22 protein-coding genes are annotated in these 20,415 nt (G+C 72.8%); 10 read left to right on the top strand and 12 right to left on the bottom strand.

Annotated features, from left to right (window positions below):
• Positions 1–73: 73 nt before the first annotated feature.
• From ACSBPG_RS28870 to ACSBPG_RS28830, 9 genes are all read right to left on the bottom strand, one after another.
• On the bottom strand, positions 74–817 hold the full coding sequence (locus ACSBPG_RS28870; RefSeq protein ID WP_435540707.1) for an SDR family oxidoreductase: 744 nt from the start codon (positions 815–817) through the stop codon (positions 74–76).
• Between the two features lie 206 nt (positions 818–1,023).
• Positions 1,024–1,662, bottom strand: a complete 639-nt coding sequence (locus ACSBPG_RS28865) for a hypothetical protein (protein WP_435540706.1) — start codon at positions 1,660–1,662, stop codon at positions 1,024–1,026.
• A 2-nt stretch (positions 1,663–1,664) separates the two neighbouring features.
• The gene (locus ACSBPG_RS28860; RefSeq protein WP_435540705.1) at positions 1,665–3,830 is read right to left on the bottom strand and encodes a molybdopterin cofactor-binding domain-containing protein; all 2,166 of its coding nucleotides are present in this window, start codon (positions 3,828–3,830) and stop codon (positions 1,665–1,667) included.
• Between the two features lies 1 nt (position 3,831).
• Entirely contained in the window at positions 3,832–4,308 is a 477-nt protein-coding gene (locus ACSBPG_RS28855; RefSeq protein ID WP_435540704.1) for a (2Fe-2S)-binding protein, read from the bottom strand.
• Between the two features lie 318 nt (positions 4,309–4,626).
• On the bottom strand, positions 4,627–7,506 hold the full coding sequence (locus ACSBPG_RS28850) for an ATP-binding protein (protein WP_435540703.1): 2,880 nt from the start codon (positions 7,504–7,506) through the stop codon (positions 4,627–4,629).
• 517 nt (positions 7,507–8,023) lie between these two features.
• Positions 8,024–8,944, bottom strand: coding sequence for a VOC family protein (locus ACSBPG_RS28845; RefSeq protein ID WP_435540702.1), 921 nt, complete (start codon positions 8,942–8,944; stop codon positions 8,024–8,026).
• A gap of 69 nt (positions 8,945–9,013) precedes the next feature.
• Positions 9,014–9,835 carry an IclR family transcriptional regulator gene (locus ACSBPG_RS28840; RefSeq protein ID WP_435540701.1) on the bottom strand — a complete coding sequence of 274 codons (822 nt, stop codon included), beginning with the start codon at positions 9,833–9,835 and terminating at the stop codon, positions 9,014–9,016.
• The gene (locus ACSBPG_RS28835; RefSeq protein WP_435540700.1) at positions 9,828–10,700 is read right to left on the bottom strand and encodes an ABC transporter permease; all 873 of its coding nucleotides are present in this window, start codon (positions 10,698–10,700) and stop codon (positions 9,828–9,830) included. The genes ACSBPG_RS28840 and ACSBPG_RS28835 overlap by 8 nt, the downstream gene beginning before the upstream one ends.
• Positions 10,701–10,707: 7 nt before the next feature.
• Positions 10,708–11,529, bottom strand: a complete 822-nt coding sequence (locus ACSBPG_RS28830; protein ID WP_435540699.1) for an ABC transporter ATP-binding protein — start codon at positions 11,527–11,529, stop codon at positions 10,708–10,710.
• 202 nt (positions 11,530–11,731) lie between these two features.
• Between ACSBPG_RS28830 and ACSBPG_RS28825 the strand changes: the two genes are divergently transcribed.
• The 9 genes from ACSBPG_RS28825 (at position 11,732) to purT (ending at position 17,884) form a co-directional block, all read left to right on the top strand.
• Positions 11,732–12,703 (top strand): PDR/VanB family oxidoreductase, encoded by a 972-nt coding sequence (locus ACSBPG_RS28825; protein WP_435540698.1) that lies wholly within the window; start codon positions 11,732–11,734, stop codon positions 12,701–12,703.
• Positions 12,704–12,731: 28 nt separating this feature from the next.
• Entirely contained in the window at positions 12,732–13,091 is a 360-nt protein-coding gene (locus tag ACSBPG_RS28820; protein ID WP_435540697.1) for a hypothetical protein, read from the top strand.
• On the top strand, positions 13,088–14,080 hold the full coding sequence (locus ACSBPG_RS28815; RefSeq protein WP_435540696.1) for an ABC transporter substrate-binding protein: 993 nt from the start codon (positions 13,088–13,090) through the stop codon (positions 14,078–14,080). The genes ACSBPG_RS28820 and ACSBPG_RS28815 overlap by 4 nt, the downstream gene beginning before the upstream one ends.
• A 23-nt stretch (positions 14,081–14,103) precedes the next feature.
• The gene (locus ACSBPG_RS28810) at positions 14,104–14,505 is read left to right on the top strand and encodes a RidA family protein (protein ID WP_435540695.1); all 402 of its coding nucleotides are present in this window, start codon (positions 14,104–14,106) and stop codon (positions 14,503–14,505) included.
• Between the two features lies 1 nt (position 14,506).
• Complete coding sequence (locus ACSBPG_RS28805) at positions 14,507–14,803, top strand: recombinase-like helix-turn-helix domain-containing protein (protein ID WP_435540694.1); 297 nt, start codon at positions 14,507–14,509, stop codon at positions 14,801–14,803.
• 38 nt (positions 14,804–14,841) lie between these two features.
• The gene (locus tag ACSBPG_RS28800) at positions 14,842–15,870 is read left to right on the top strand and encodes a Rieske 2Fe-2S domain-containing protein (protein ID WP_435540693.1); all 1,029 of its coding nucleotides are present in this window, start codon (positions 14,842–14,844) and stop codon (positions 15,868–15,870) included.
• Between the two features lie 74 nt (positions 15,871–15,944).
• Positions 15,945–16,370: a putative toxin-antitoxin system toxin component, PIN family gene (locus ACSBPG_RS28795; protein WP_435540692.1), complete on the top strand. Its 426-nt coding sequence runs from the start codon at positions 15,945–15,947 to the stop codon at positions 16,368–16,370.
• Positions 16,367–16,618 (top strand): toxin-antitoxin system HicB family antitoxin, encoded by a 252-nt coding sequence (locus ACSBPG_RS28790; RefSeq protein WP_435540691.1) that lies wholly within the window; start codon positions 16,367–16,369, stop codon positions 16,616–16,618. Before ACSBPG_RS28795 ends, ACSBPG_RS28790 begins: the two co-directional genes overlap by 4 nt.
• 90 nt (positions 16,619–16,708) lie before the next feature.
• Positions 16,709–17,884: a formate-dependent phosphoribosylglycinamide formyltransferase gene (gene purT, locus ACSBPG_RS28785; RefSeq protein ID WP_435540690.1), complete on the top strand. Its 1,176-nt coding sequence runs from the start codon at positions 16,709–16,711 to the stop codon at positions 17,882–17,884.
• Between the two features lie 96 nt (positions 17,885–17,980).
• Here the strand turns inward: purT and ACSBPG_RS28780 are convergent, their stop codons facing one another.
• The 3 genes from ACSBPG_RS28780 to ACSBPG_RS28770 form a co-directional block, all read right to left on the bottom strand.
• Complete coding sequence (locus tag ACSBPG_RS28780) at positions 17,981–18,328, bottom strand: DNA-binding protein (protein ID WP_435540689.1); 348 nt, start codon at positions 18,326–18,328, stop codon at positions 17,981–17,983.
• Complete coding sequence (locus tag ACSBPG_RS28775; protein WP_435540688.1) at positions 18,309–18,605, bottom strand: toxin-antitoxin system TumE family protein; 297 nt, start codon at positions 18,603–18,605, stop codon at positions 18,309–18,311. Before ACSBPG_RS28775 ends, ACSBPG_RS28780 begins: the two co-directional genes overlap by 20 nt.
• A 253-nt stretch (positions 18,606–18,858) precedes the next feature.
• Positions 18,859–19,686, bottom strand: coding sequence for an SDR family oxidoreductase (locus tag ACSBPG_RS28770; RefSeq protein WP_435540687.1), 828 nt, complete (start codon positions 19,684–19,686; stop codon positions 18,859–18,861).
• Positions 19,687–19,807: 121 nt separating this feature from the next.
• Between ACSBPG_RS28770 and ACSBPG_RS28765 the strand changes: the two genes are divergently transcribed.
• Positions 19,808–20,410: a cupin domain-containing protein gene (locus tag ACSBPG_RS28765; protein WP_435540686.1), complete on the top strand. Its 603-nt coding sequence runs from the start codon at positions 19,808–19,810 to the stop codon at positions 20,408–20,410.
• Positions 20,411–20,415 lie beyond the last annotated feature (5 nt).

The following is a 20,415-nucleotide window of genomic DNA, read 5'->3' as shown; positions in this document are numbered from 1 at the left end:
TCGCCAAGGCCCGAAAGCCCTTCGAACCAAAGCTCGCCCCCTGAAAATAGGGCTTGCTCAACGTGACGGTATCTCACAGGGTTTGCCCGCCGTCGACGACGAGAAGGCTGCCGGTCATGAAGGCGGATTCGTCGCTGGCGAGATAGACGGCGGCGGCCGCCATCTCCTCCACGGTGCCGAGCCGTCCCATGGGCTGGCGCGCCACGAACTGGCGGCGCATCGCCTCGGGGTCGGGGCTGGCCTGGATGCGCTCCTCCAGGGAGGGCGAATGGGTGGTGCCGGGGCACAGGGCGTTGCAGCGCACGCCGGCGGCGATGACGTCGCGCGCCACCGCCTTGGTCAGCCCGATCACCGCCGCCTTGGAGGTGCCGTAGGCGGCGCGGTTGGCCACGCCGGTGATGCTGGACGCCACCGAGGCCACGTTGACGATGCTGCCGCGCCGGCGCTCCAGCATGGCCGGCAGGGCGGCGCGGATGGTGTGGTAGAGGGAGGTGACGTTCTGGTCCCAGCTGCGCGCCCAGTCCTCGGCGCCGCAGTCCAGGATGGTGCCGTTGTGCACCCAGCCGGCGGTGTTCACCAGCACGTCGAGGGGCCCCGCCGCCGCCACCGCGGCGGCCACCGCCGGCCCGTCGGTGACGTCCAGCGCGACCGCCTCGATGGCCGGGGCCAGCCCGGGGAGGTCCTGCATCTTGGCGGCGGTGCGGCTGGCGGCGACCACGCTGGCCCCTTCGCGCGCGAAGGCCAGCGCCACCGCCCGGCCGATCCCCTGTCCGGCCCCCGTCACGAACGCCCGCTTTCCCGCCAGCCTGCCCGCCATCCCGGAGTCTCCCGGCCCCCCGTCATGTCTTGTGCATACAATAGACATTGTTGGGTGAGCGAGCAAACGGAATCCGGCGGGCCGGCGGCGCTCCGCGCCGGGACCGGTCCGGCGCGGAATCCCGCGGTGGCGGGCGGCCCGACCGGGGGGCGCCGACCGGAGCGGTCAGCGGCGGGAACAGGGCGATGGCGATCGCGCCGGACGGTTCAGGGCGGACACTCCGCGCCGGTGTCGATCCAGGCGGCGACGAGCGCGCCGAACCCGGCCTGGCTGCCCGGGGCGGGACGGCGCCCCGGGCCGGGATGCCAGGCCCAGCCGACGAGATGGTCCTCCGCCAGGTGCCGTTGGATCTCCGCCAGGGACCGGCCGCCGTTGCGGGCCGGGTCCTTCAACTGGGCGCAGATGCCGCCGACGGTGAGCCCCTGCCAGGCCATGCTCGCCGGCGCCAGCAGCCACGGCGCGCTGCCGGGGACCGAGCCGAGGCGGCTGCCGACGATGGCGGTGTTGGCCGCGCGGTGGCAGGCGGTGCAGGTGAGGCCGTCGGTGCCGCGCCCGGCGCTTCCCGCCTGCATGAAGGGGACGTGCGGGTGCATGTCGTCGCCCTGGGTCGGCTGCCGGTCGGCGGGGTGGCAGTTCATGCAGCGCGCGTCGGTGATGACCTTGGCGGCCTCGAGGAACAGGGCGCGGGAGCGGGCGCGGGTGTCCTCGATGGACTGGAACGCGGCGACGCTTTCCAGCGGGCGCGCCGGCTCTCCCGCCGCCGGGTCGGCGGCGCCGGGGCGGGGGGCGAGGACGACGACGGCCGCGGCCACCACGGCCAGCGCCGGTGAGAGGGGATGCGGCATGGTCACGCCCTCCGGACTTGGCGGATGTCGATGGGCAGGGTGCGCAGCCGTCGGCCGGTCGCGGCGAAGACGGCGTTCAGGACGGCCGGCGCCACCCCGGGGGTGCCGAGCTCGCCGACGCCGCCCGGCGGCTCCGTGCTCGGCACGACGTGGACCTCGATGGCCGGGCATTCGTGGATGCGCAGGACCGGCGAATCGTCGAAGTTCCCCTCGACGACGGCCCCGCCGGCGATGGTGATGCGGCCATGGAGCGCCGCGCTCAGACCGTAGACGACGCCGCTTTCCACCTGCTGGTGCAGGATGTCCGGGTTGACGACCTGCCCGCAGTCGACTGCGCAGACGATGCGCTCGACGCGCAGGCGACCGTCGCCGTCGACGCGCACCTCGGCGACCGTCGCCGCGAAGCTCCCGAAATCGGCCAGCACGGCGACGCCGCGGCCGCGCCCGGGGGCGAGGGGCGTCGTCCAGCCGGCGCGCTCGGCCGCGAGGTCCAGGACGGCGCGCAGCCGCGGATTGCCGCTCAGCAGGCGGCGCCGGTAGGCGACCGGGTCCTGCCCCGCGAGGTGCGCCGCCTCGTCGATGCCGCCCTCGACCGCCGGCGCGTTGCGGGTCGGGCCGACACCCCGCCAGTTGCCGGTCAGCATGCCCTCCGGCCCCTCGTGCCGCACGTACTCCACGCGCTTGTTGGCGATGTCGTACGGGCTCTCGGCGCCGCCGGTTATGTCCAGGTCGATGCCGTCCTTGAACAGGATCGGCAGGAACCGGGCCATGATGGCCGGGCCGACGACGCGGTGGCGCCACGACACCGGCATGCCGTCGGGGCCGAGCCGGACGGTGAGGCGGCTCAGGTTGAGGTAGCGGAAGGAATCGTGGCGGATGTCCTCCTCGCGGCTCCAGACCACCTGCACGGGCCCGTCCACGTGCTGCGCCACGCGGGTCGCCATGACGACGCCGTCGTGGTCGAGGCGCCGCCCGAAGCCGCCGCCCAGCAGATGGTTGTGGACGACCACGCGTTCGACCGGCAGCCCGGTGACGTCGGCGGCGGCCTGGCGGGCGCGGCCCGCCACCTGGGTGCCGACCCAGACGTCGCAGGCGTCGGGCCGCACGTGCACCGTGCAGTTCATCGGCTCCATGGCGGTGTGGGCGAGGATGGGCAGGCGGTACACGGCGTCGATGCCGTCGGCCCGGGCGCCGTCGGCCGCTTCGGCGCCGGCGACGTCGCCGCTGTCGTGGGCGACGAGCGCCTCGCCCGCCATGGCCGCGTCGGCACGGCGCTCCAGCTCGGCGGTGGTGAGGCCGCCGTTCGGCCCGGCGTCCCAGGTGATGCGCAGCGCCGCCAGCCCCTTGCGGGCGGCGCCGGTGTGGTCGGCGACGACGGCGACGGCGTCGCTCAGCCGCACGACCTGGCGCACGCCCTTGACGCGCAGCGCCTCGCCGTCGTCCACCGCCTTCAGGGTTCCGCCGAAGGTCGGGCAGATGGCCAGGGCCGCGAACGCGAGGCCGGGGGGCCGGGCGTCGAGGCCGAACCGGGCGGCGCCGTTCACCTTGTCCGGCGAATCGACGCGTCGCAGCGGCCTGCCGATCAGCCGGAAGGCGTCGGCCGGCTTCAGCGCGACCTGCTCCGGCACCGGCTCCTGCGCCGCCTTGCGGGCGAGCGCGCCATAGGCGAGGCGGCGGCCGCTTTCGGGATGCAGCACCGCGCCGCCGTCGGCGCGGCAGGACGCGGCGGGCACCTGCCATTCCCGCGCGGCGGCGGCGATCAGCATCGTCCGGGCGACCGCTCCGGCGCGGCGCATCGGCTCCCAGAAGCCGCGGATGGTGACGGAGCCGCCCGTCACCTGGTCGCCCAGCAGCGGGTGTGCATAGCGCGACGGGTCGGCCGGCGCGGCGACGGTGCGCACCTGCTCCAGCGGAACCTCCAACTCCTCGGCGAGCAGGGTGGCGATGCCGGTGTAGACGCCCTGGCCCATTTCGGCCGAGGGCACCACCAGCTCGATCGCGCCGGTCTGCGGGATGCGGATGAACGGGTTCGGCGCGAAGGCCCCGGCGGCGTCCGCCGCCGCCGGGAGGCGCGGTCCGACCACCAGGCTTCCGCCGGCGAACGCCGCCGAGATCAGGAAGGAGCGGCGCGACAGCCCGCCGGAGAGGGTGTTGGCGAGGGCGCCCATGTCACTGTCCCTCCTCGGTGAGCAGCGTGACCGCCGCCGTCTTGATGGCGGCGCGGATGCGCGGATAGGTGCCGCAGCGACAGATGTTGCCGGCCATCACCGCGTCGATGTCGGCGTCCGTCGGCGCGGCATTGGCCGCCAGCAGGGCCGCGGCGGCCATGATCTGGCCGGGCTGGCAGTAGCCGCACTGGACCACCTCCGTCTCGAGCCACGCCCGCTGCACGCGGGCGCCCGCGTCGGTGCCGCCGACGGCCTCGATGGTGGTGACGGCCGAGGACGCGGCGTCCTCGACGGTGGTGACGCACGAGCGCGCCGCCTGGCCGTCGAGGTGGACGGTGCAGGCGCCGCACATGGCGATGCCGCAGCCGAACTTGGTTCCGGTCAGTCCGATGACGTCGCGCAGGACCCAGAGGAGGGGGGTGTCGCCATCCACATCGATCGCATGGGTCGTGCCGTTGACGGTGAGCGCGTAGGGCATCCGCGGGCTCCCTTCCGGTCAATCGCGGCGGCCGTTGTGGCCGGCGCGCGTCGAGGTTAACCGGACGCCGCCGCCGGACCGGAGTGAAGCGGTGTGAAGTTGTGTGAGCGCCGTCCCGGCCGGCGCGGCCGGTCTTGCGCGCACCTCGCGGTTCATACGGTCGAGCCGGGCGCCGACACACCCATTGCCTCCCGTCCTGACTTTGCCCCGCGTCGCAGGGGAGGGTAGGGGTAGAACGTGTTCAGCGCTCCGGCCCGCCGGAAGCGGTGGAAGTCATGGGATCCGTCCCCGGCCGCGGCGGCCGTGCTGCCGGCGGCGTCACCCCGGCGTCCGCGCGGTCGCCCCGGCAGGGGGCCGTGGCGGGTCCGGGCGCAGGGTGGCGAGCAGAGTCCGCGCGGTGCGGACATCCTGGGTTTCCCAACCCTCGGTGAAACGCCCGAGCACGGCGGCCAGCGGCGCGGCGGCGTCCGCGGCGGGCCCGCCCCGTTCGGCGCGGAACCGCGCCAGGCTGGTGGCGGCGCGCAGCTCCCAGCCGAGGGCGCCCTGCCGGCGGCTCGCGGCGAGCGCGCGGCGGTACCAGCGCTCGGCCGCCGCGGCATCGCCGGCGCCGGCGGCCAGCTCGGCCCGGATGCGCTTCAGCTCGGCCGAGCACCAGAGCTCGCCGTTCCGGCGGAGCCGGTCGAAGGCTTCGGCGATCGCCCGCTCCGCCTCGGCGCGCCGCCCGGCCGCCGCCAGCAGCGATGCGTACTCCCCCAGCACCGGGGTGAAGAGCGGGCCGTGCCGGACGCAGCGCAGCTCGTCGACGACCTCGCCCAGCTGCCGCAGGCCGGCCGTGCGCTCGCCCCGGCCGATGCGCAGAAAGCTCTCGTAGGTGCGGCCCAGGGTGTGCCAGATCTCCAGGCCGGCGCCCCGGGTGCGGGTCAGCAACAGGCCGACATAGCGCTCCAGGTCGTCGAGGTGGCCGCAGCGCAGGGCGATCGGGCACGCCGCTTCGGACAGCGCGTAGCTGAGCGACCCCGCATGGTCGCAGGCGACGGCGTCCTCGACGTTGCCCGCGGCGACGGCGCGGGCCTGGTCGGGGAAGCCCTGCAACCACAGGATCTGCGCCTCGAAGCAGCGGGCGGCGATCGCCTGGTCGAACTGGAACGCGGCGATCTGGGCGCGGCGCCCGGTGGCCCGGCTGCGCGCGAGCGTGCGGTCGATGTGCGTGCGGGCGCGCCCGAAAGCGCCGACGAAGAAGCAGGAGATGCCCTGCATGCGGTCGCCGAGGAGGGCGAACAGCGGATCCCCGTCGCCGTCCTGGAGCCGGGCGAACTCCTTCGCGATCCCCAGGGCCTCACGGGCGAAGCCCTGGTTGCGCCGGTCGATCCACAGGCCCCACAGGGCCTTGCGGTGCGCCCGCGTGTCGCCCAGCTCGCCGGCGACGCGCCGGACGACGGACCAGGCGCCGTGCACCCGCTCGCCGGCGCCGTCGATGTTCATCAGCGCGCCGCCGAGCGCCGCGTGCAGCTCCATGACGTCGCGCCGCCGCGCCGGGGCGGTCCGGTCGATGCAGGCGAGCGCATGGCCGATCGTGCCGATCGATTCGGCGATCAGCGAGAGGTTGGTCCACAGCGGCACGGCGGCGAGGGTGAGGCGGACGCCGAGGGGGTGCCGCGACTCCGTCGCCCAGCACCACCGGATGGCCGAGCGGACGTCGGCCAGCATGGCGTCGCAGTCGCCGCGCCGGCCGCCCGCCATCGAGTCCGGCGACCAGCCTTCGAGGCGCGCCGCCCAGTGCGCGGCGTGCCGGGCCGACACGGCGTCGCGCTCGCCGCTGGCGGCGAGCGCGGCCCAGGCGAAGTCGCGGTTGGTGTCGAGCATGCGGCAGCGGACCGCGCCGCCGCCGGGCGCCACGTCGAGCAGCGATTTCGCCGCGAGCCGGTGGAGGGCCGCGGCGATGGCGGCGGGGTCGAGGTCGTCGAGGGCGAGGACGGCGACGGCGTCCTCCCAGGTCACCGCGCCGCGGAACACGCCGAAGCGCCGGAACACGGTGCGCTCCCGCTCGTCCAGCAGACGGTAGCTCCAGTCGACGGTGGCGTGCAGCGTCTGATGGCGCGACAGCGCCGTCCGGTAGCCGTTCGTCAGGAGGGCGAAGCGGTCGGCGAGCGCGCGGGCAAGGCCGGCGGCGCCGAGGCGGGGGGCCAGCGCCGCCGCCAGCTCGATGGCGAGCGGCAGCCCGTCGAGGCGCCGGCAGATGTCCGCCAGGGCGTCGGCGTCCTCCTCGGCGAAGCGCAGCCCGGCCGCGGCGGCCGCGGCGCGCTCGACGAACAGGCGCACCGCCGGCGCGGCCAGCACCTCGGACGGATCGCCGCCGGCCGCCTCGGGCACGGCGAGGCCGTCCACGCGGTGGACGTGCTCGCCGGCGATCCGCATCGCCTCGCGGCTGGTGGCGAGGATGTGGACCTGCGGTGCCCCGTCGAGGATCGCCGCGGCGAACCGGGCGGCGTCGGCGACGACGTGCTCGCAGGTGTCGAGCACCAGCAGCATGCGGCGGGCGGCGAGATAGCGCAGGATCGTCGCCGTGGCGTCGTAGCTGTTGCCCGGCAGGCCGAGGCGGCTGGCGACGGTGCCGGTGAGCAGCTCGCCGCTCACCAGCGGCGACAGGTCGACGGCGACGACCTCCAGGCCCGCGCGGGCGGCGATGGCGGCCGCCGCCGCCGCGACCGCGGTCTTGCCGACGCCGCCCGGCCCGACGAGCGTCACCAGCCTCTGCGCGCGCAAGCGCCGGCCGATGTCGGCGACGAGGGCGTCGCGGCCGATCAGGCGGACGTGACCGGCGGCCGGCGCCGGGAGGGCGGCGCCGGCGCCCTCCGGCGTCGCGGCCGGGCCGTCCGCTTCCGGCGGCAGGACGAGGGCGTAGCCCCGCCCGGTGACGTTGACGATGTAGCGGTGCCCGGCGTCCGCACCGCCGAGGTGTCTGCGCAGCGCGGCGATGTGGACGCGCAGCGTGTTGCTCTCGACGTGGATGCCCGGCCACACCGCCGCCATCAGCTCGTCGCTGGCGACGGTGGCGCCGGGCCGCTCGGCGAGGAGGAGGAGGATGTCCATCGCCCGGCTGCCGATCCGCAGCGGAGCGCCGTCGCGCAGCAGCATGCGGGCGCGGGGAACCAGTCGGAAGGGGCCGAAGACGACCTCGGCGGGACGGCCGGCGCGCACCGCTCCGGTCGGGCGGTGCGTTGCCGATGCGGCGTCCGCACCGGACGCCGCTCGCGTGGCGGCGCGGGACCGTGCGCCGCGCGGCCTGCCAAGGCTACCGCCCACCATCCCCCGTTCCTTCTCCGGCGCCGCGCGCCGCGGCGGAACGCCGGCCTTCGGCCGCCGCAAGGCGGATCCGGGCTGCACGCCGGATCTCGAGCTTCGTTCGGCCACTGTACCGTGATCCGGTGGACGCCGGTAGACGTCAAACGGATATGCGAGGAGCGCCGCTCCCGCAGGCAAGCTGCCCGCGGCGGTTGTGCAATATAGGGAATCGGGACGACTGACGTCCGCCCGGCTTCGGCTGTGCACCCGGAGCGATTTTCTCGATTGCGGGGTCCGGGAGCGGACGGAATGGACCGGATTGTCTCCAAAGACAATGAAACGGGCGGGCTTCCCGATAGATTTGTCCAGCCCTGCCGCCTTCCCCGCCGACCGGCGGAATGCCGTTCGGCATTCCGCCGGTCGGCGACGAGGGTCAGCGCGCCGTCTGCCGGCGGGTCTGGTGGTCGATGCCGCCGAGCACCGCCCACTCCGCGAACATCTCCGGCGAGGGCTGGAACTCCCGGGCCTGCCACTTCTCGGTCACCCAGTCCTCGTTGGCGTAGTACTCGGCCAGGCCGCCGCAGGGGTTGCGCACGTACCAGAAATAGGCGGACGAGATGGGGTGGCGGCCGGGACCGATCTCGGTCGGCCAGCCGCAGCGGTTGATGTGCAGGCCGCCGCCGAACACCTCGTGGATGTCGCGCACGGTGAAGGCGATGTGGTTGAGGCCGACCTTGGGCTGCGGCGGCTGCAGGAGGAACAGGTCGTGGTGGCCGCCGTGGGCGCGGCAGCGCAGGAAGACGCCGCGGCCGGGGTAGCGGTCGGAGACGTGGAAGCCGAGCCGCTCGACGTAGAAGGCCTCGTGCTCGGCGATGCGGTCGGTGAACAGCACGACGTGGCCGACCTTGACCGGCGTGGCGCGTTCGTAGACCGGGCTCGGCTCGTCGACCCGGGGGTGGTCGTCGATGGTGTTGAGGGGCGAGCCCTTGACCGCCACCGGCCGGCGCCGGCTCACCCGGACGCGGACCTGCAGGCCGACCGGGTCGGGGCAGCCCGGCGGCCCGCCGGCCGCCGTGAAGCCGGGCACGCCGTCCAGGCGCGCCGTCACCGCCGCCAGCGCCGCCTCGTCGGCGACGCCCCAGACCACCTCGCGCAGGGTCGGTCCCGGCTCGATGGCGGGCGGCAGGGACGGGTCGTCCTTGGGACGGATGACGACCTCGCCGCCGTCCAGCGTCTCGAAGCGCAGACCGTCGCCGTCCCGCCCGGCGGCGGCGAGGCCCCAGTCGGTGAGGAAGCGCGTGCAGGCGTCCATGTCCTCGACGCCGAAGGTGATGCGGTCGATGCCGGTGATCATGCGGAGGTCCTCGGATCGGGCGCGGAACCGCGCCGGTCGGTGGTCTGGCGCGGAACCGCGCCGGTCGGGTCAGGCGCTGGCCGCGGCCAGCGCGGCGGTGTCGCGGTGGCCGAGGTGGCGGGAGATCTCCTGCGCCGTGGCCACCACCTCCGGCGCCACCGCGTCGACGAGCTGCTCGTGGGTGGCGGCGCCGTCGCGGGCGATGGCGTTGATCGCCGCCACCACGGTGCCGCTGTCGTCGAACACCGGGGCGGCGATGGCCGAGACGTTGCTCTCGAAGAAGCTCTCGCTGATGGCGTAGCCGCGCCGCCGGTCCTCGGCCAGCAGGGCGCGCAGCTCGGCCAGCGTGCCGGGGGTCTGCGGCGTGAAGCGCTCCAGGGTCTCGTCGGGGCAGACCGCGCGCAGCTCCGCCTCGCTCATGTGGGCGAGGAAGACGCGGCCGAGCACCGTGGCGTGGGCCGGCAGGCGGGTGCCGACGCTGACCGAGCCGACCAGCGCCGACGGCACGTTGGTCTTGAGGACGAACACCACCTCGCGCCCGTCGCGCACCACCATGTGGGTCGGCAGGCCAGTGCGGTCGCGCAGGCGCTCCAGCGGCCCGCGGGCGATCTCGGTGATCTCCAGCGAGGCCAGGTACTCGAATCCCAGCGTCAGCACGGCCGGCCCCAGCTTGTAGAAGCGGCCGTCGCGCGAGCGCACGAGGAAGCCCAGGTACTCCAAGGTGGTCATCAGGCGGAACACGGTGGAGCGGGGGATGCTGAGCTCCTTGGCGATCTCGGTCGGGCTGATGTGGGTGCGGTCGCGGCGGAAGGCGCGCAGGATCTCCAGGCCGCGCTGCAGGCCGGGGACCAGGTAGCGCTCGGCGTCCTCGTTCCGGGTCTCGTCAGGCACTGCTTCCTCCCGTGGTCGTGGCGTCCCGGTGTGCCCGCGGGAGGTAATGCAGGACGCGCCGCTCCGCAACGACGACGGCGGCGTACGCGGCGATGCCGATCATCGTCAGCATGATGATGGTGACGAACACCATGGCCGTGTTGCCCGACCCCTCGCCGAACACCAGCAGGTAGCCGAGCCCGGTGTTGCCGCCCACCAGCTCGCCGACGATGACGCCGATGACGGCCAGGGTCGAGGCGATGCGCAGGCCGGAGAACAGGGGCGGCAGGGCGGCGGGGAACTGGATGGTGCGGAAGATCTGCCAGCGCGTCGCCTTGAAGGTGCGCGCCAGGTTGACGAGGTCGGGGTCGACCGTGCGGATCGCCCCCAGCACGTTGACCATGACCGGGAAGAAGACGATCAGCACGGCCACCAGCACCTTGGGCGTCACGGTGTAGCCGAACCACACCACGAACAGCGGCGCGAACGCCACCTTGGGCGCGATCTGCAGGGCCAGGATGTAGGGCGACAGCAGGAACTCCGCCTTCGGCGACATGCCCAGCACGTAGCCGATCGCCATGCCGAGCAGCGAGCCGATGAGGAAGCCGGCCAGGGTCTCCGCCGCGGTGACGGCGGTGTGGTACAGCAGGTTCTCGGTGGCGAACATCCGCCCCGTCTCGACCACCACGTCGGACAGGGGCGGCATCAGGAAGGGCGGCAGCCCGACCAGGCCGGGCCCCCACTCCCAGGCGGCCAGGAAGGCCAGCAGCAGGAGCGTGGAGGCGACGGCGACGTTGCCGAACAGGGCGGACGGCAGCCGCCGCAGGGCGTCGGCCGGACGCGGCGCGGCACCCTGGCCGGCCGGGTAGTCCCGATCGATGGTCATCCGGCCCTCACGCGGGCTCGAGGTCGTGGCCGACATGCAGCAGCTCCATCAGGCGGTCGACGTAGCCGGCCATCGCGCCGAGGCGGCGGCGGGCCATCGGGTTGTCGCGGTGGGGGAGGTCGACGGCGATCTCCTCGATGATGCGGCCGGGCCGGGCGCTCATCACCAGCACGCGGTCGGAGAGCGCGATGGACTCCGCCAGGTCGTGGGTGATGAACAGCGCCGTGCGCCCCTCGCGCGCCAGCGTGTCGGCGAGGTCCTGCTGCAGCACCATCTTGGTCTGGGCGTCGAGCGCCGAGAACGGCTCGTCCATCAGCAGCACCGTGGGGTTCACGGCGATGGTGCGGGCCATCGCCGCGCGCTGGCGCATGCCGCCGGAGAGCTGGTGCGGGTAATGGTCGCCGAAGCCGGCGAGGTGGAACTTCTCCAGGAGCTCGAGCGAACGCGCCCGCCGCTCGTCCACCGCGATGCCCTTGATCTCCAGCCCGTACTCCACGTTGGCGCGGATGGTGCGCCAGGGCAGCAGCAGGTCCTTCTGCAGCATGAAGGCGACGTGGTCGTTGGGGCCGTCCACCGGCTCCCCGTCGACCAGCACCACGCCCTCGCTCGGCGCGTAGAGGCCGGAGCCCATGCTGAGCAGGGTGCTCTTGCCGCAGCCCGACGGGCCGATCAGCGAGACCACCTCGCCGTCGGCGATGGTGAAGGTGACGCCGGAGACGGCGACCACGCCGCCGGCCCCGCCGCCGAACCGCTTGGTGACGGAGCGGAACTCGATCCGCGGCGCCGGCGCGTGACTGGGCGCGTCGTGAGTGAGTGATGCTGCGGCCATGCCTCGACCCTCCTGGCGCCGTCGGCACATGGTCCCGTGCCGTCCGGCGCCGCCCGGTGTTCAGGGCACCCGCCCCACGGCGCGGGGCGGGTCTGTCTCACTAATGAGACGTCATTTTATATCTGGATTGTCGCATCGAAGGTTGATAGTGTCAATACGACGAAACGATCATGACGGACCGAAGGCAGGGGGGTACCCGCCGATGCAGGACAGCGCAGGCCCCGCGAACGGCACCTTGACGGTGCGTCTCCACCGCATGACGTGGGAGGCGGCGGACGTCCTGTCCCTCGACTTCCGCGATCCCGACGGCCGTCCGCTGCCGCCGTTCGCGCCCGGCGCCCACCTCGATCTGCATCTGCCGGGCGGCGTGATCCGCCAGTATTCGCTGTGCGGCGACCCCGCCGACCGCGGCGTCTACACGGTGGCGGTGCTGAAGACGCCGGACGGGCGCGGCTCGCGCGCCGTGCACGAGACGCTGCGGCCGGGCCAGCTCCTCACCGTCGGGGCCCCGCGCAACAACTTCCGCTTCGACCCGGCCGCCCGCTACCTGTTCATCGCCGGCGGCATCGGCATCACGCCGCTCCTGCCGATGGTGCGCGCGGCCGCCGCCGCCGGCGCGCCGTGGACCTTGCACTATTGCGTGCGCGCGGTGTCCGCCGCGCCCTTCCTCGACGCGCTGGCGACCGTGCCGGGCGGTGCTGTGGTGCTGCACGCCAGCGCCGCGGGCACGCGCCTGTCGGTCGAGGCGGTGCTGGCCGAGCCGGCGGCCGACACGCTGGTCTACTGCTGCGGGCCGGAACGGCTGATGCAGGCGGTCGAGGCCGCCGGCGCCGGCTGGCCCGAGGGCAGCCTGCGCTTCGAGTGGTTCGCGCCGCGCAGCGCGGCGGCAGCCGCCGCCGGGGAGTCGGCGGAGCTGGAGGTGGTGTGCGCGCGCTCCGGAACGACCGTCGTCGTGCCGCCCGACCGCAGCATCCTCGACGCGCTGGCGGCCGCGGGGGTCGACGCGCCGTGCTCGTGCGAGCAGGGGGTGTGCGGCACCTGCGAGACGGCGGTGCTGGAGGGCGAGCCCGACCACCGCGACAGCATCCTGTCGGCGGCCGAGCGCGCCGCCGGACGCAGCATGATGATCTGCGTCTCGCGCGCCCGCGGCCGCCGCCTGGTCCTCGACATCTGACCCCGGGATGAAAGGCGGGAGGTGTGCCGTGCCGGAAGAGACCATCCTGCTCACCGTCTTCCTGAAGCACGACCAGAGCAAGACGCTGGAGCAGATCCAGGGCCACCTCGCCGCGACGGGATGGTGGGAGCGCTTTCCCCCGGCCGGCGCCGAGATCGTGAGCTGGAACGTGGTGATGGGCGTCGGCCAGATCGTCACCCTGCGTCTGCCGCCGCGCCTCCTCAACGTCGTCAACGTCGAGATCGAGCGCTGCGCCTGGGGCGTCTTCTCCACCGAGTTCCATCCGACCTACGACTTCGTCCCGGTCCGCGAGCGCCTGACGCGCGAATGGCAGGCGTCCCGGGCCGGGAACGGCTTCCACCAAGAACAGGGAGACGAGGGACCATGAGCACGAGCCTGATCGGGGGCCTGCGGGCGCTCGCGGCCGCCGCGGTGCTGGCGGCGGGGATCGGCGGCGCGCCGGCGGGCGCGGCGGCCGAGACGGTGACCTACCTGCTGCCGGCACCCTTGTCGCTGCCCGCCTTCGCGCCGTGGGTGCTGGCCAAGCACCTCGGCTACTACAAGGACGCCGGCTACGACGTGGAGTTCCAGGTCGCGCGCGGCGGCGTCGACGTCGCCAAGCAGGTGGGCGCCGGCAACGCCATGATCGGCGGCGCCATCGGCGACACGCCCATCATCGTCCGCGCCAACGGCATCCCGGTGAAGGCGGTGGGCGTGCTCGGCGGCGGCTCGATGACCACCGTCGTCGCCCGCGCCGACCGCGGCGTCAAGACCCTGGCCGACCTCAAGGGCAAGACCGTCACCGCGCTGTCCTACCAGGACACCACCTACTACGCCCTGCTGGGCAGCCTGGCCGCGGTCGGCCTGACCAAGAACGACGTCAACGCCCAGGCGGTCGGCCCGGCCGGCGTGCCGAAGCTGGTGATCGCCGGCGAGGCCGACGCCTGCGCCTGCACGCCGGACTGGGAGATCAACGTCAAGGACGGCCTGCCCGGCGCCACCGTGTCGATGCCGACCATGGAGTACTTCCCCTCCATGGCCCAGGCCATCCTCGCCTCCGACGAGGCGATCGAGAAGCGGCCGGAGCTGGTGAAGGCGATCGTCCGGGCGACCCTGAAAGGCATGACGTACATCATGGAGGACCCGGCCCGCGCGGCGAAGACGTACGCGCAGGCGGAGCCGTCCATGGCCGGCAAGGAGGAGCTGCTGACCCGCATCTTCGCCAACTACACCGAGCGTACGTACAAGGGGCAGGACGTGGTCGGCGCCATGGACGCCGGGCGCCTGGCGAAGCTGCAGGACTTCTACCTGGATCAGGGCATCGTCCAGAAGGCGACCCCGGTCGAGGAGCTCTACACCAACGCGTTCGTGCAGTGACGGGACGGCCGGAGGACTTGGCCGTGATCCGCCGCATCACCGCCCCCGGGGTGCCGGAGCCGCCGCCGGGGCTGTTCTCCAACGCCCTGCTGGTCGACGGCACGCTCCACCTCTCGGGCCAGCACGCCGGGGTGCCGGGCGGCGGCGTGGTCGGCGGCGACCGCGTGGAGGCGCAGGCGCGCGAGGCGCTGCGGCGCGTCCGCGCCCTGGTGGAGGCGGCCGGCGGGACCATGGCCGACGTGGTGAAGCTGACGGTCTACGTCACCGACATGGCCCGGCGCGGCGAGGTGGCCGCCGCCCGGCGCGCGGTCTTCGACGGGGTGCCGCCCTGCTCGACCCTGGTCGAGGTGACGGGGCTGGCGGCCCCCGGGCTTCTGGTGGAAATCGACGCGGTCGCCGTGATCGGCGCCGCACAGGAGGGCTGAGATGGACCACAACCCGTATCTGGCGCCCTGGCGCATGCCGGCGCCCAACACCGCCGCCGGCAAGGGCGTGATCGAACGTCCCGGCGCCGTGGCGAACATCGTCTGGCAGACCCGCCCGGCGGCGCCGACCCCCTACGAGAGCGACCTGGCCGACGCCCTGATCGCCTGCTTCGAGGCGGGTGCGGAGGATCTGCCGGCGCTGGTCGACGGGCTGAACGCGCGGGGCCTGCGCACGCCCGACCACCGCCCCTGGACGGTGGAGAGCTTCGAGCGCGAGATCGCGCGCCTGGGCGCCTGAGTGGGCGCGTGAGTGGGGCGGGAAGAAGGAAGACCGCGATGGCTGAGACGTCGATGAAGTCCGACCTGGAACGCCGGCTCGACACCGGCATCCTCAACGTCTGGCACCCGGTGCTGGCGAGCTGGGCGGTGCAGGACACGCCGGTGGGGATCACCCGCCTGTCCGAGAACATCGTGGTGTGGCGCGACCGCGACGGCCAGGTGCACGCCTGCGAGGACCGCTGCCCGCACCGCGGGGCGCGCCTGTCCATGGGCTGGAACCTGGGCGACCGGGTGGCCTGCTGGTACCACGGGGTGGAGGTGCGCGGCGACGGCAAGGTCGCCGACGTGCCGGCCTCCCCCAACTGCCCGATGAAGAGCAAGGCGCACGTGCGCACCTATCCCGTGCGCGAGGTCGCCGGGGCGATCTTCCTGTACTTCTCCGACGGCCGCTCCGACGCGGTGCCGGAGCTGGATCTGCCCGAGGAGCTGACGGACGACGCCACCTACGGGCGCAACCTGTGCGTCGCGCACTGGGACTGCAACTACCGCTACGCCATCGACAACGTCATGGACCCGATGCACGGCAGCTACCTGCACGCGGTGTCCCATTCCATGGCGTACGGCGAGAAGTCGGCGGAGATGGCGGTGCGCCAGACGCCGACCGGCCTGATCTTCGAGAAGACCAACCAGATGGGCGTCAACTTCGACTGGGTCGAGTTCGGCGACACCAACTGTCTGTGGATGCGCCTCAGCATCCCCTACGCCAAGCGCTTCGGCCCGGGCGGCCCCTTCTTCATCGTCGGCTTCGCCACCCCGGTGGACGAGGGCCACTGCATGGTCTTCTTCTGGCGGGTGCGCAAGGCGCAGGGCTGGCAGCGCGACGTCTGGCGCTTCCTCTACCGCACCCGGATCGAGGAGCTGCACTGGCAGGTGCTGGAGCAGGACCGCCTGATCCTGGAGGCGATGGCCCCCGACGCCCGCCAGCGCGAGTTCCTCTACCAGCACGACGTCGGCTTGGCGCGGGTGCGGCGCCTGCTGGAAGCCAAGGCGCGCGCCCTGGTCGAGCCGGCGGTGGCGGCGGAGTAGGGCGGGGGCAACAGTGCGTCGTATGGGAGACCCACTCGTTGCGTGAGCGAGTGATGTCGTATACGATATCAGAGATGGTGAAGCTTGTCCTCGACACCGATGTCATGTTCGCGGCTTTTCACAGCCCGGTGGGTGCATCGCGTCGGCTTCTGCTCGACGTCCTGGACGGCAAGGCACACCTCATGCTCTCGACCACGCTGATGGTGGAGTACGAGGCGGTGCTGACCCGGCCGGAAAATCTCGCGAAGTTCGGCATCAGTGCCGCGGACGTGCATGATATCCTCGATGAGATCGCCGGGATTTGCGTGCCGGTCGCCTTCGACTACCGGTGGCGACCCGGCGCGGCGGATCCAGATGACGATCTGGTTTTGGAAACCGCCATCAATGGGGCTGCGGACGTGATCGTCAGTTTCAACCTTGGAGACCTGACGGCCGGTGCGGCCCCGTTCGGCATTTCCGTTCTGCGTCCGGTCGAGGTTCTCAGGAGGATGAGTCCATGACCAGCTTTCCACTCCGGCTTCCCGACGACTTGAAGAAGGCAGCCATTGCCCAGGCGGAAGCCGCGGGAGTCAGTCTCAACCAGTATATCGCGACGGCCCTTGCGGCCCGGGTCGGAGCCCAGTCCGAGGCCGAGCGCTATTTCGCCGCCCGCGGTGCCCGCGCGCAGCGTGGCCAAGCCAAGGACATCCTGGCCCGCTCCGGAACTGGCAACCCGCCGCGCGACGATGACCGGATGGAATCCGCCTGAGACACGCGCTCCTCACTTCTCCGTACCCATGACCGCCCGGCCGCGCTACCCTCGGCCGGGCGGTGCCGTTGTGGTGGAGGAGAGGCGTTCATGGCGTTCACGGCGAAGATCCTGCTTCTCGGGTCCGGCGAGCTCGGCAAGGAGTTCGCCATCTCGGCCAAGCGCTACGGCTGCCACGTGGTCGCCTGCGACAGCTACGCCGGGGCGCCGGCGATGCAGGTGGCCGATGCGGCCGAGGTCTTCTCGATGCTCGACGGCGACGCCCTGCGGGCGGCGGTGGAGCGGCACCGGCCCGATTTCATCGTGCCGGAGATCGAGGCGATCCGCACCGAGGTGCTGCAGGAGCTGGAGGCCGAGGGCTTCACGGTCGTCCCCTCGGCGCGCGCCACCGTCATGACCATGAACCGCGACCGCATCCGCGAGGTGGCGGCGGGCGGGCTCGGCCTGCGCACCTCGCGCTACCGCTACGCGGAGAGCCTCGACGAGGTGCGGGCCGCCGTCGCCCACACCGGGCTGCCCTGCGTGGTCAAGCCGGTGATGTCGTCGTCCGGCAAGGGGCAGAGCACGGTGCGCAGCGAGGAGGAGCTGGAGCGCGCCTGGACCTACGCGGTCGCCAACATGCGCGGCGACCGCCGGCGGGTCATCGTCGAGCAGTTCGTCGCCTTCGACTACGAGATCACCCTGCTGACGGTGCGCACGCGCGACGGCGTGGTGTTCTGTCCGCCGATCGGCCACCGCCAGGAGCGCGGCGACTACCAGGAATCCTGGCAGCCCGTCGCCATGCCGGACACGCTCGTCGCCGAGGCCCAGGAGATGGCCCGCAAGATCGTCGACGATCTCGGCGGCTACGGCCTGTTCGGGGTCGAGTTCTTCGTGGCCGGCGACGCGGTGATCTTCTCCGAGCTGTCGCCGCGGCCGCACGACACCGGCATGGTGACGCTGATCTCCCAGAACCTGTCGGAGTTCGACCTGCACGCCCGCGCCATCCTCGGCCTGCCGATCCCCGCCGTGCACCTGCGCGGGCCGGCCGCCTCGGCGGTGATCCTCGCCGACCGCGAGTCCGAGCGCTTCGCCTTCGAAGGGCTGGACGAGGCGCTGCGGCTGGGGTCGCCGGACGCCGAGGTGGAGGTTCGCCTCTTCGGCAAGCCGACCACCCGTCCGTACCGCCGCATGGGCGTCGCCCTGGCGACCGGCGCCACCGCCGACGCGGCGCGCGACCTGGCGCGGCGCGCGGCCGGGCGGGTGCGCATCCGGTACGAACCCTGATCGCCGGGCGCGATCGAAGAGATCGCGGTGGGTCCGGTTCAAGGTGCCGGCGGCAGCGCCGTCAGCGCGCTGACGACGGGCGCCTTGGTCGGGTGCTCACGCAGCGCGCAGCATGAAATCGACGTGGACCGCGTCGTACGGGAACTCGAACTTTCCGTCCGCCGTCCTGCGAATGAGGCCTGCCTCGACCAGAGCGTGAACGTCGGTGTGGACGCCTTTCACGTCGCGCTCGACGCGCCTTGCGACCTCGCGCAGAGCCAGCGGCCCCTGACCGGTCATGGTCCGAAGCAATTCCCAGCGCTTGGCGGTGAGCACCTTCCACAGCAGCTCCGGCGAGGCGAAGCCGATGCGGGCTCCTTCCTCGGCGCGTCCGCTCGTCCATGCCTTGCGAAACGCGGCCAGTCCCTCGCTAAGGTCGGACACTTCAAGAGTCACCGTGCTCATCGAGCCACCTCCGCACATCGATTTCGAAATCGGCGATCAGACGGTCGACCCCCTCGAACCGGTAGGGCCGCTCATCGGTGCCGACATGAACGTGATCGCCCTTTCCAGCCTCGTTGTCGTAGCGTAGGACGCATACGCCCCCGGAAACCAGAGCCAACCGGTATTTGTAGTTGTGAGCACTGCCAGGGACGGGAGCCGGCACGTCCCATAGAACCAACTCCGCAAACACCGTCGGCCTCAGCGTGATGCGGCGGTCCAGGAGGGAACGGGCTTTCATGTTGGAAAATGTACCAACACCGGCAGCCTGTTGTCAATCATTCCAACAGATTGCCTTGCACCCCCAGGTTTTCTACAGAACGGTCTTTAACGTCCATGCCTGCATGACGTGCACCGCCCCTGGCCGAAGCCGATGCAATGCCTCACGCCCTCGGCGCCGGCCTTGCGCATCTTAGTTTCCCCATCACCGACGGCGGCGAAAATCCGGCCGGCACAGCCCCGACGGTGCATGCCCGGCGTGGCCACGCCATCCCTCACGCCAGCGAGCTGTGCGCCCCGCCGTCCAGCACGATGTTCTGGCCGTTGATGTAGCCCGCCTGCGGGCTGCAGAGATAGGCGCACAGCGCGCCCAGTTCCGCCGGGTCGCCGAAACGGCCGGTCGGGTTGGCGCGGCGCGACGCGGCGCGGACCTCCTCGACCGGGCGGCCCTCGCGGGCGGCGCGCGCCTCGAAGTTGGCCTGCAGGCGGCCGGTGTCGAAGGTGCCCGGCAGCAGGTTGTTGACCGTCACCCCGTGCCGGGCGACCTCGCGCGCCAGGCCGGCGACGAAGCCGGTGAGGCCGGCGCGCGCGCCGTTGGAGAGGCCGAGGATCGGCAGCGGTGCCCGCACCGCCGAGGAGGTGATGTTGACGATGCGCCCGAAGCCGCGGGCGCTCATCCCGTCCACCGTCGCCCGGACGAGCAGGACCGCCGACAGCATGTTGGCGTCCAGCGCCCGGTGCCAGGCGGCGCGGTCCCAGTCGCGGAAGTCGCCGGGCGGCGGGCCGCCGGCGTTGTTCACCAGGATGTCGGGATCGGGGCAGGCGTCGACGACGGCGGCGATGCCGGCGTCGGTCGCCACGTCGGCCGCCACCCAGCGCACCGTGGCGCCGTGGGCGCCGGCGATCGCGGCGGCCGCCTCCTCCAGCGGCCCCGCCGTGCGGGCCACCAGCAGGATCTCCGCTCCTTCGGCCGCCAGCGCCTCGGCGCAGGCGCGCCCGAGGCCGCGGCTGGCGGCGCAGACGATCGCCGTGCGGCCCTTCAACCCGAGATCCATCGCCGGAGCCTCCCCCTCGTGCCGGTGGTGCAGGTGGACGGTGCGCACGGTCGAAACCCTTGACGCGCCCGCCCGACCTCTCTAGCATGTTTCATATCAAAACGCACGTCTCATATATGAAACGCCCTCGGGCGAAGCGAGACGCGCCGGCCCAGCAGGAGGTCCCGTGATGAGCGCTGCCGTGAAGACCGCCGCCCCCGAGGTGCCGATCCCGTCGCAGGAGAATCCCGAGTTCCCGACCTGGAAGAAGCCTGCCGGCGCGTCGCTCGGCGACTGGCTGAAGACCCGCATCGCCCAGCACGAGACCCGCACCTACGACTGGAACGCGCTGGCCTGGCAGGCCGAGGTCGATCCCAAGTACCGCCGCGCCCAGACCCGCTACATCGGCACCGGGGCGGCCGGGGTCGCCAGCGACACCAACACCATCCCGGCCGAGCACTTCACCTTCTCCACGATGATCCTGCCGGCCGGCTGCGAGGGGCCGCTGCACGTCCACCACGATGTGGAGGAGGCGTTCTTTATCCTGCGCGGCCGCGGCATCGTCCTGTTCTTCGAGTACGAGGGCGAGACCTGGGAGACCCGCCTTAACGAGCGCGACGTCATCTCCGTGCCGCCCGGCGTCTACCGCGGCCTGCGCAACGAGAGCCAGGAGGAGTCGCTGATGTGCGTCATGCTCGGCAACAACAAGCCCGACCTGCCGGACTATCCCGACGACCACCCCATCGCTCGCGCCAAGGCGGAGCGGCTGCGCCGCAAGGCCGCCCAGGGCTGAGGCGG

The sequence above is a fragment of the Azospirillum sp. ST 5-10 genome (assembly GCF_051225715.1).
In the GTDB taxonomy this organism is placed as follows: domain Bacteria; phylum Pseudomonadota; class Alphaproteobacteria; order Azospirillales; family Azospirillaceae; genus Azospirillum.
This window is presented reverse-complemented; position numbering and strand designations above follow the sequence as displayed.

Excerpts from the sequence above, each read along its gene's own strand:
- ACSBPG_RS28870 (WP_435540707.1), bottom strand. The coding sequence starts at position 817 with ATGGCGGGCAGGCTGGCGGGAAAGCGGGCGTTCGTGACGGGGGCCGGA.
- ACSBPG_RS28865 (WP_435540706.1), bottom strand. The coding sequence starts at position 1,662 with ATGCCGCATCCCCTCTCACCGGCGCTGGCCGTGGTGGCCGCGGCCGTC.
- ACSBPG_RS28860 (WP_435540705.1), bottom strand. The coding sequence starts at position 3,830 with ATGGGCGCCCTCGCCAACACCCTCTCCGGCGGGCTGTCGCGCCGCTCC.
- ACSBPG_RS28855 (WP_435540704.1), bottom strand. The coding sequence starts at position 4,308 with ATGCCCTACGCGCTCACCGTCAACGGCACGACCCATGCGATCGATGTG.
- ACSBPG_RS28845 (WP_435540702.1), bottom strand. The coding sequence starts at position 8,944 with ATGATCACCGGCATCGACCGCATCACCTTCGGCGTCGAGGACATGGAC.
- ACSBPG_RS28835 (WP_435540700.1), bottom strand. The coding sequence starts at position 10,700 with ATGACCATCGATCGGGACTACCCGGCCGGCCAGGGTGCCGCGCCGCGT.
- ACSBPG_RS28830 (WP_435540699.1), bottom strand. The coding sequence starts at position 11,529 with ATGGCCGCAGCATCACTCACTCACGACGCGCCCAGTCACGCGCCGGCG.
- ACSBPG_RS28825 (WP_435540698.1), top strand. The coding sequence starts at position 11,732 with ATGCAGGACAGCGCAGGCCCCGCGAACGGCACCTTGACGGTGCGTCTC.
- ACSBPG_RS28815 (WP_435540696.1), top strand. The coding sequence starts at position 13,088 with ATGAGCACGAGCCTGATCGGGGGCCTGCGGGCGCTCGCGGCCGCCGCG.
- ACSBPG_RS28805 (WP_435540694.1), top strand. The coding sequence starts at position 14,507 with ATGGACCACAACCCGTATCTGGCGCCCTGGCGCATGCCGGCGCCCAAC.
- ACSBPG_RS28800 (WP_435540693.1), top strand. The coding sequence starts at position 14,842 with ATGGCTGAGACGTCGATGAAGTCCGACCTGGAACGCCGGCTCGACACC.
- ACSBPG_RS28795 (WP_435540692.1), top strand. The coding sequence starts at position 15,945 with ATGGTGAAGCTTGTCCTCGACACCGATGTCATGTTCGCGGCTTTTCAC.
- ACSBPG_RS28790 (WP_435540691.1), top strand. The coding sequence starts at position 16,367 with ATGACCAGCTTTCCACTCCGGCTTCCCGACGACTTGAAGAAGGCAGCC.
- purT (WP_435540690.1), top strand. The coding sequence starts at position 16,709 with ATGGCGTTCACGGCGAAGATCCTGCTTCTCGGGTCCGGCGAGCTCGGC.
- ACSBPG_RS28780 (WP_435540689.1), bottom strand. The coding sequence starts at position 18,328 with ATGAGCACGGTGACTCTTGAAGTGTCCGACCTTAGCGAGGGACTGGCC.
- ACSBPG_RS28775 (WP_435540688.1), bottom strand. The coding sequence starts at position 18,605 with ATGAAAGCCCGTTCCCTCCTGGACCGCCGCATCACGCTGAGGCCGACG.
- ACSBPG_RS28765 (WP_435540686.1), top strand. The coding sequence starts at position 19,808 with ATGAGCGCTGCCGTGAAGACCGCCGCCCCCGAGGTGCCGATCCCGTCG.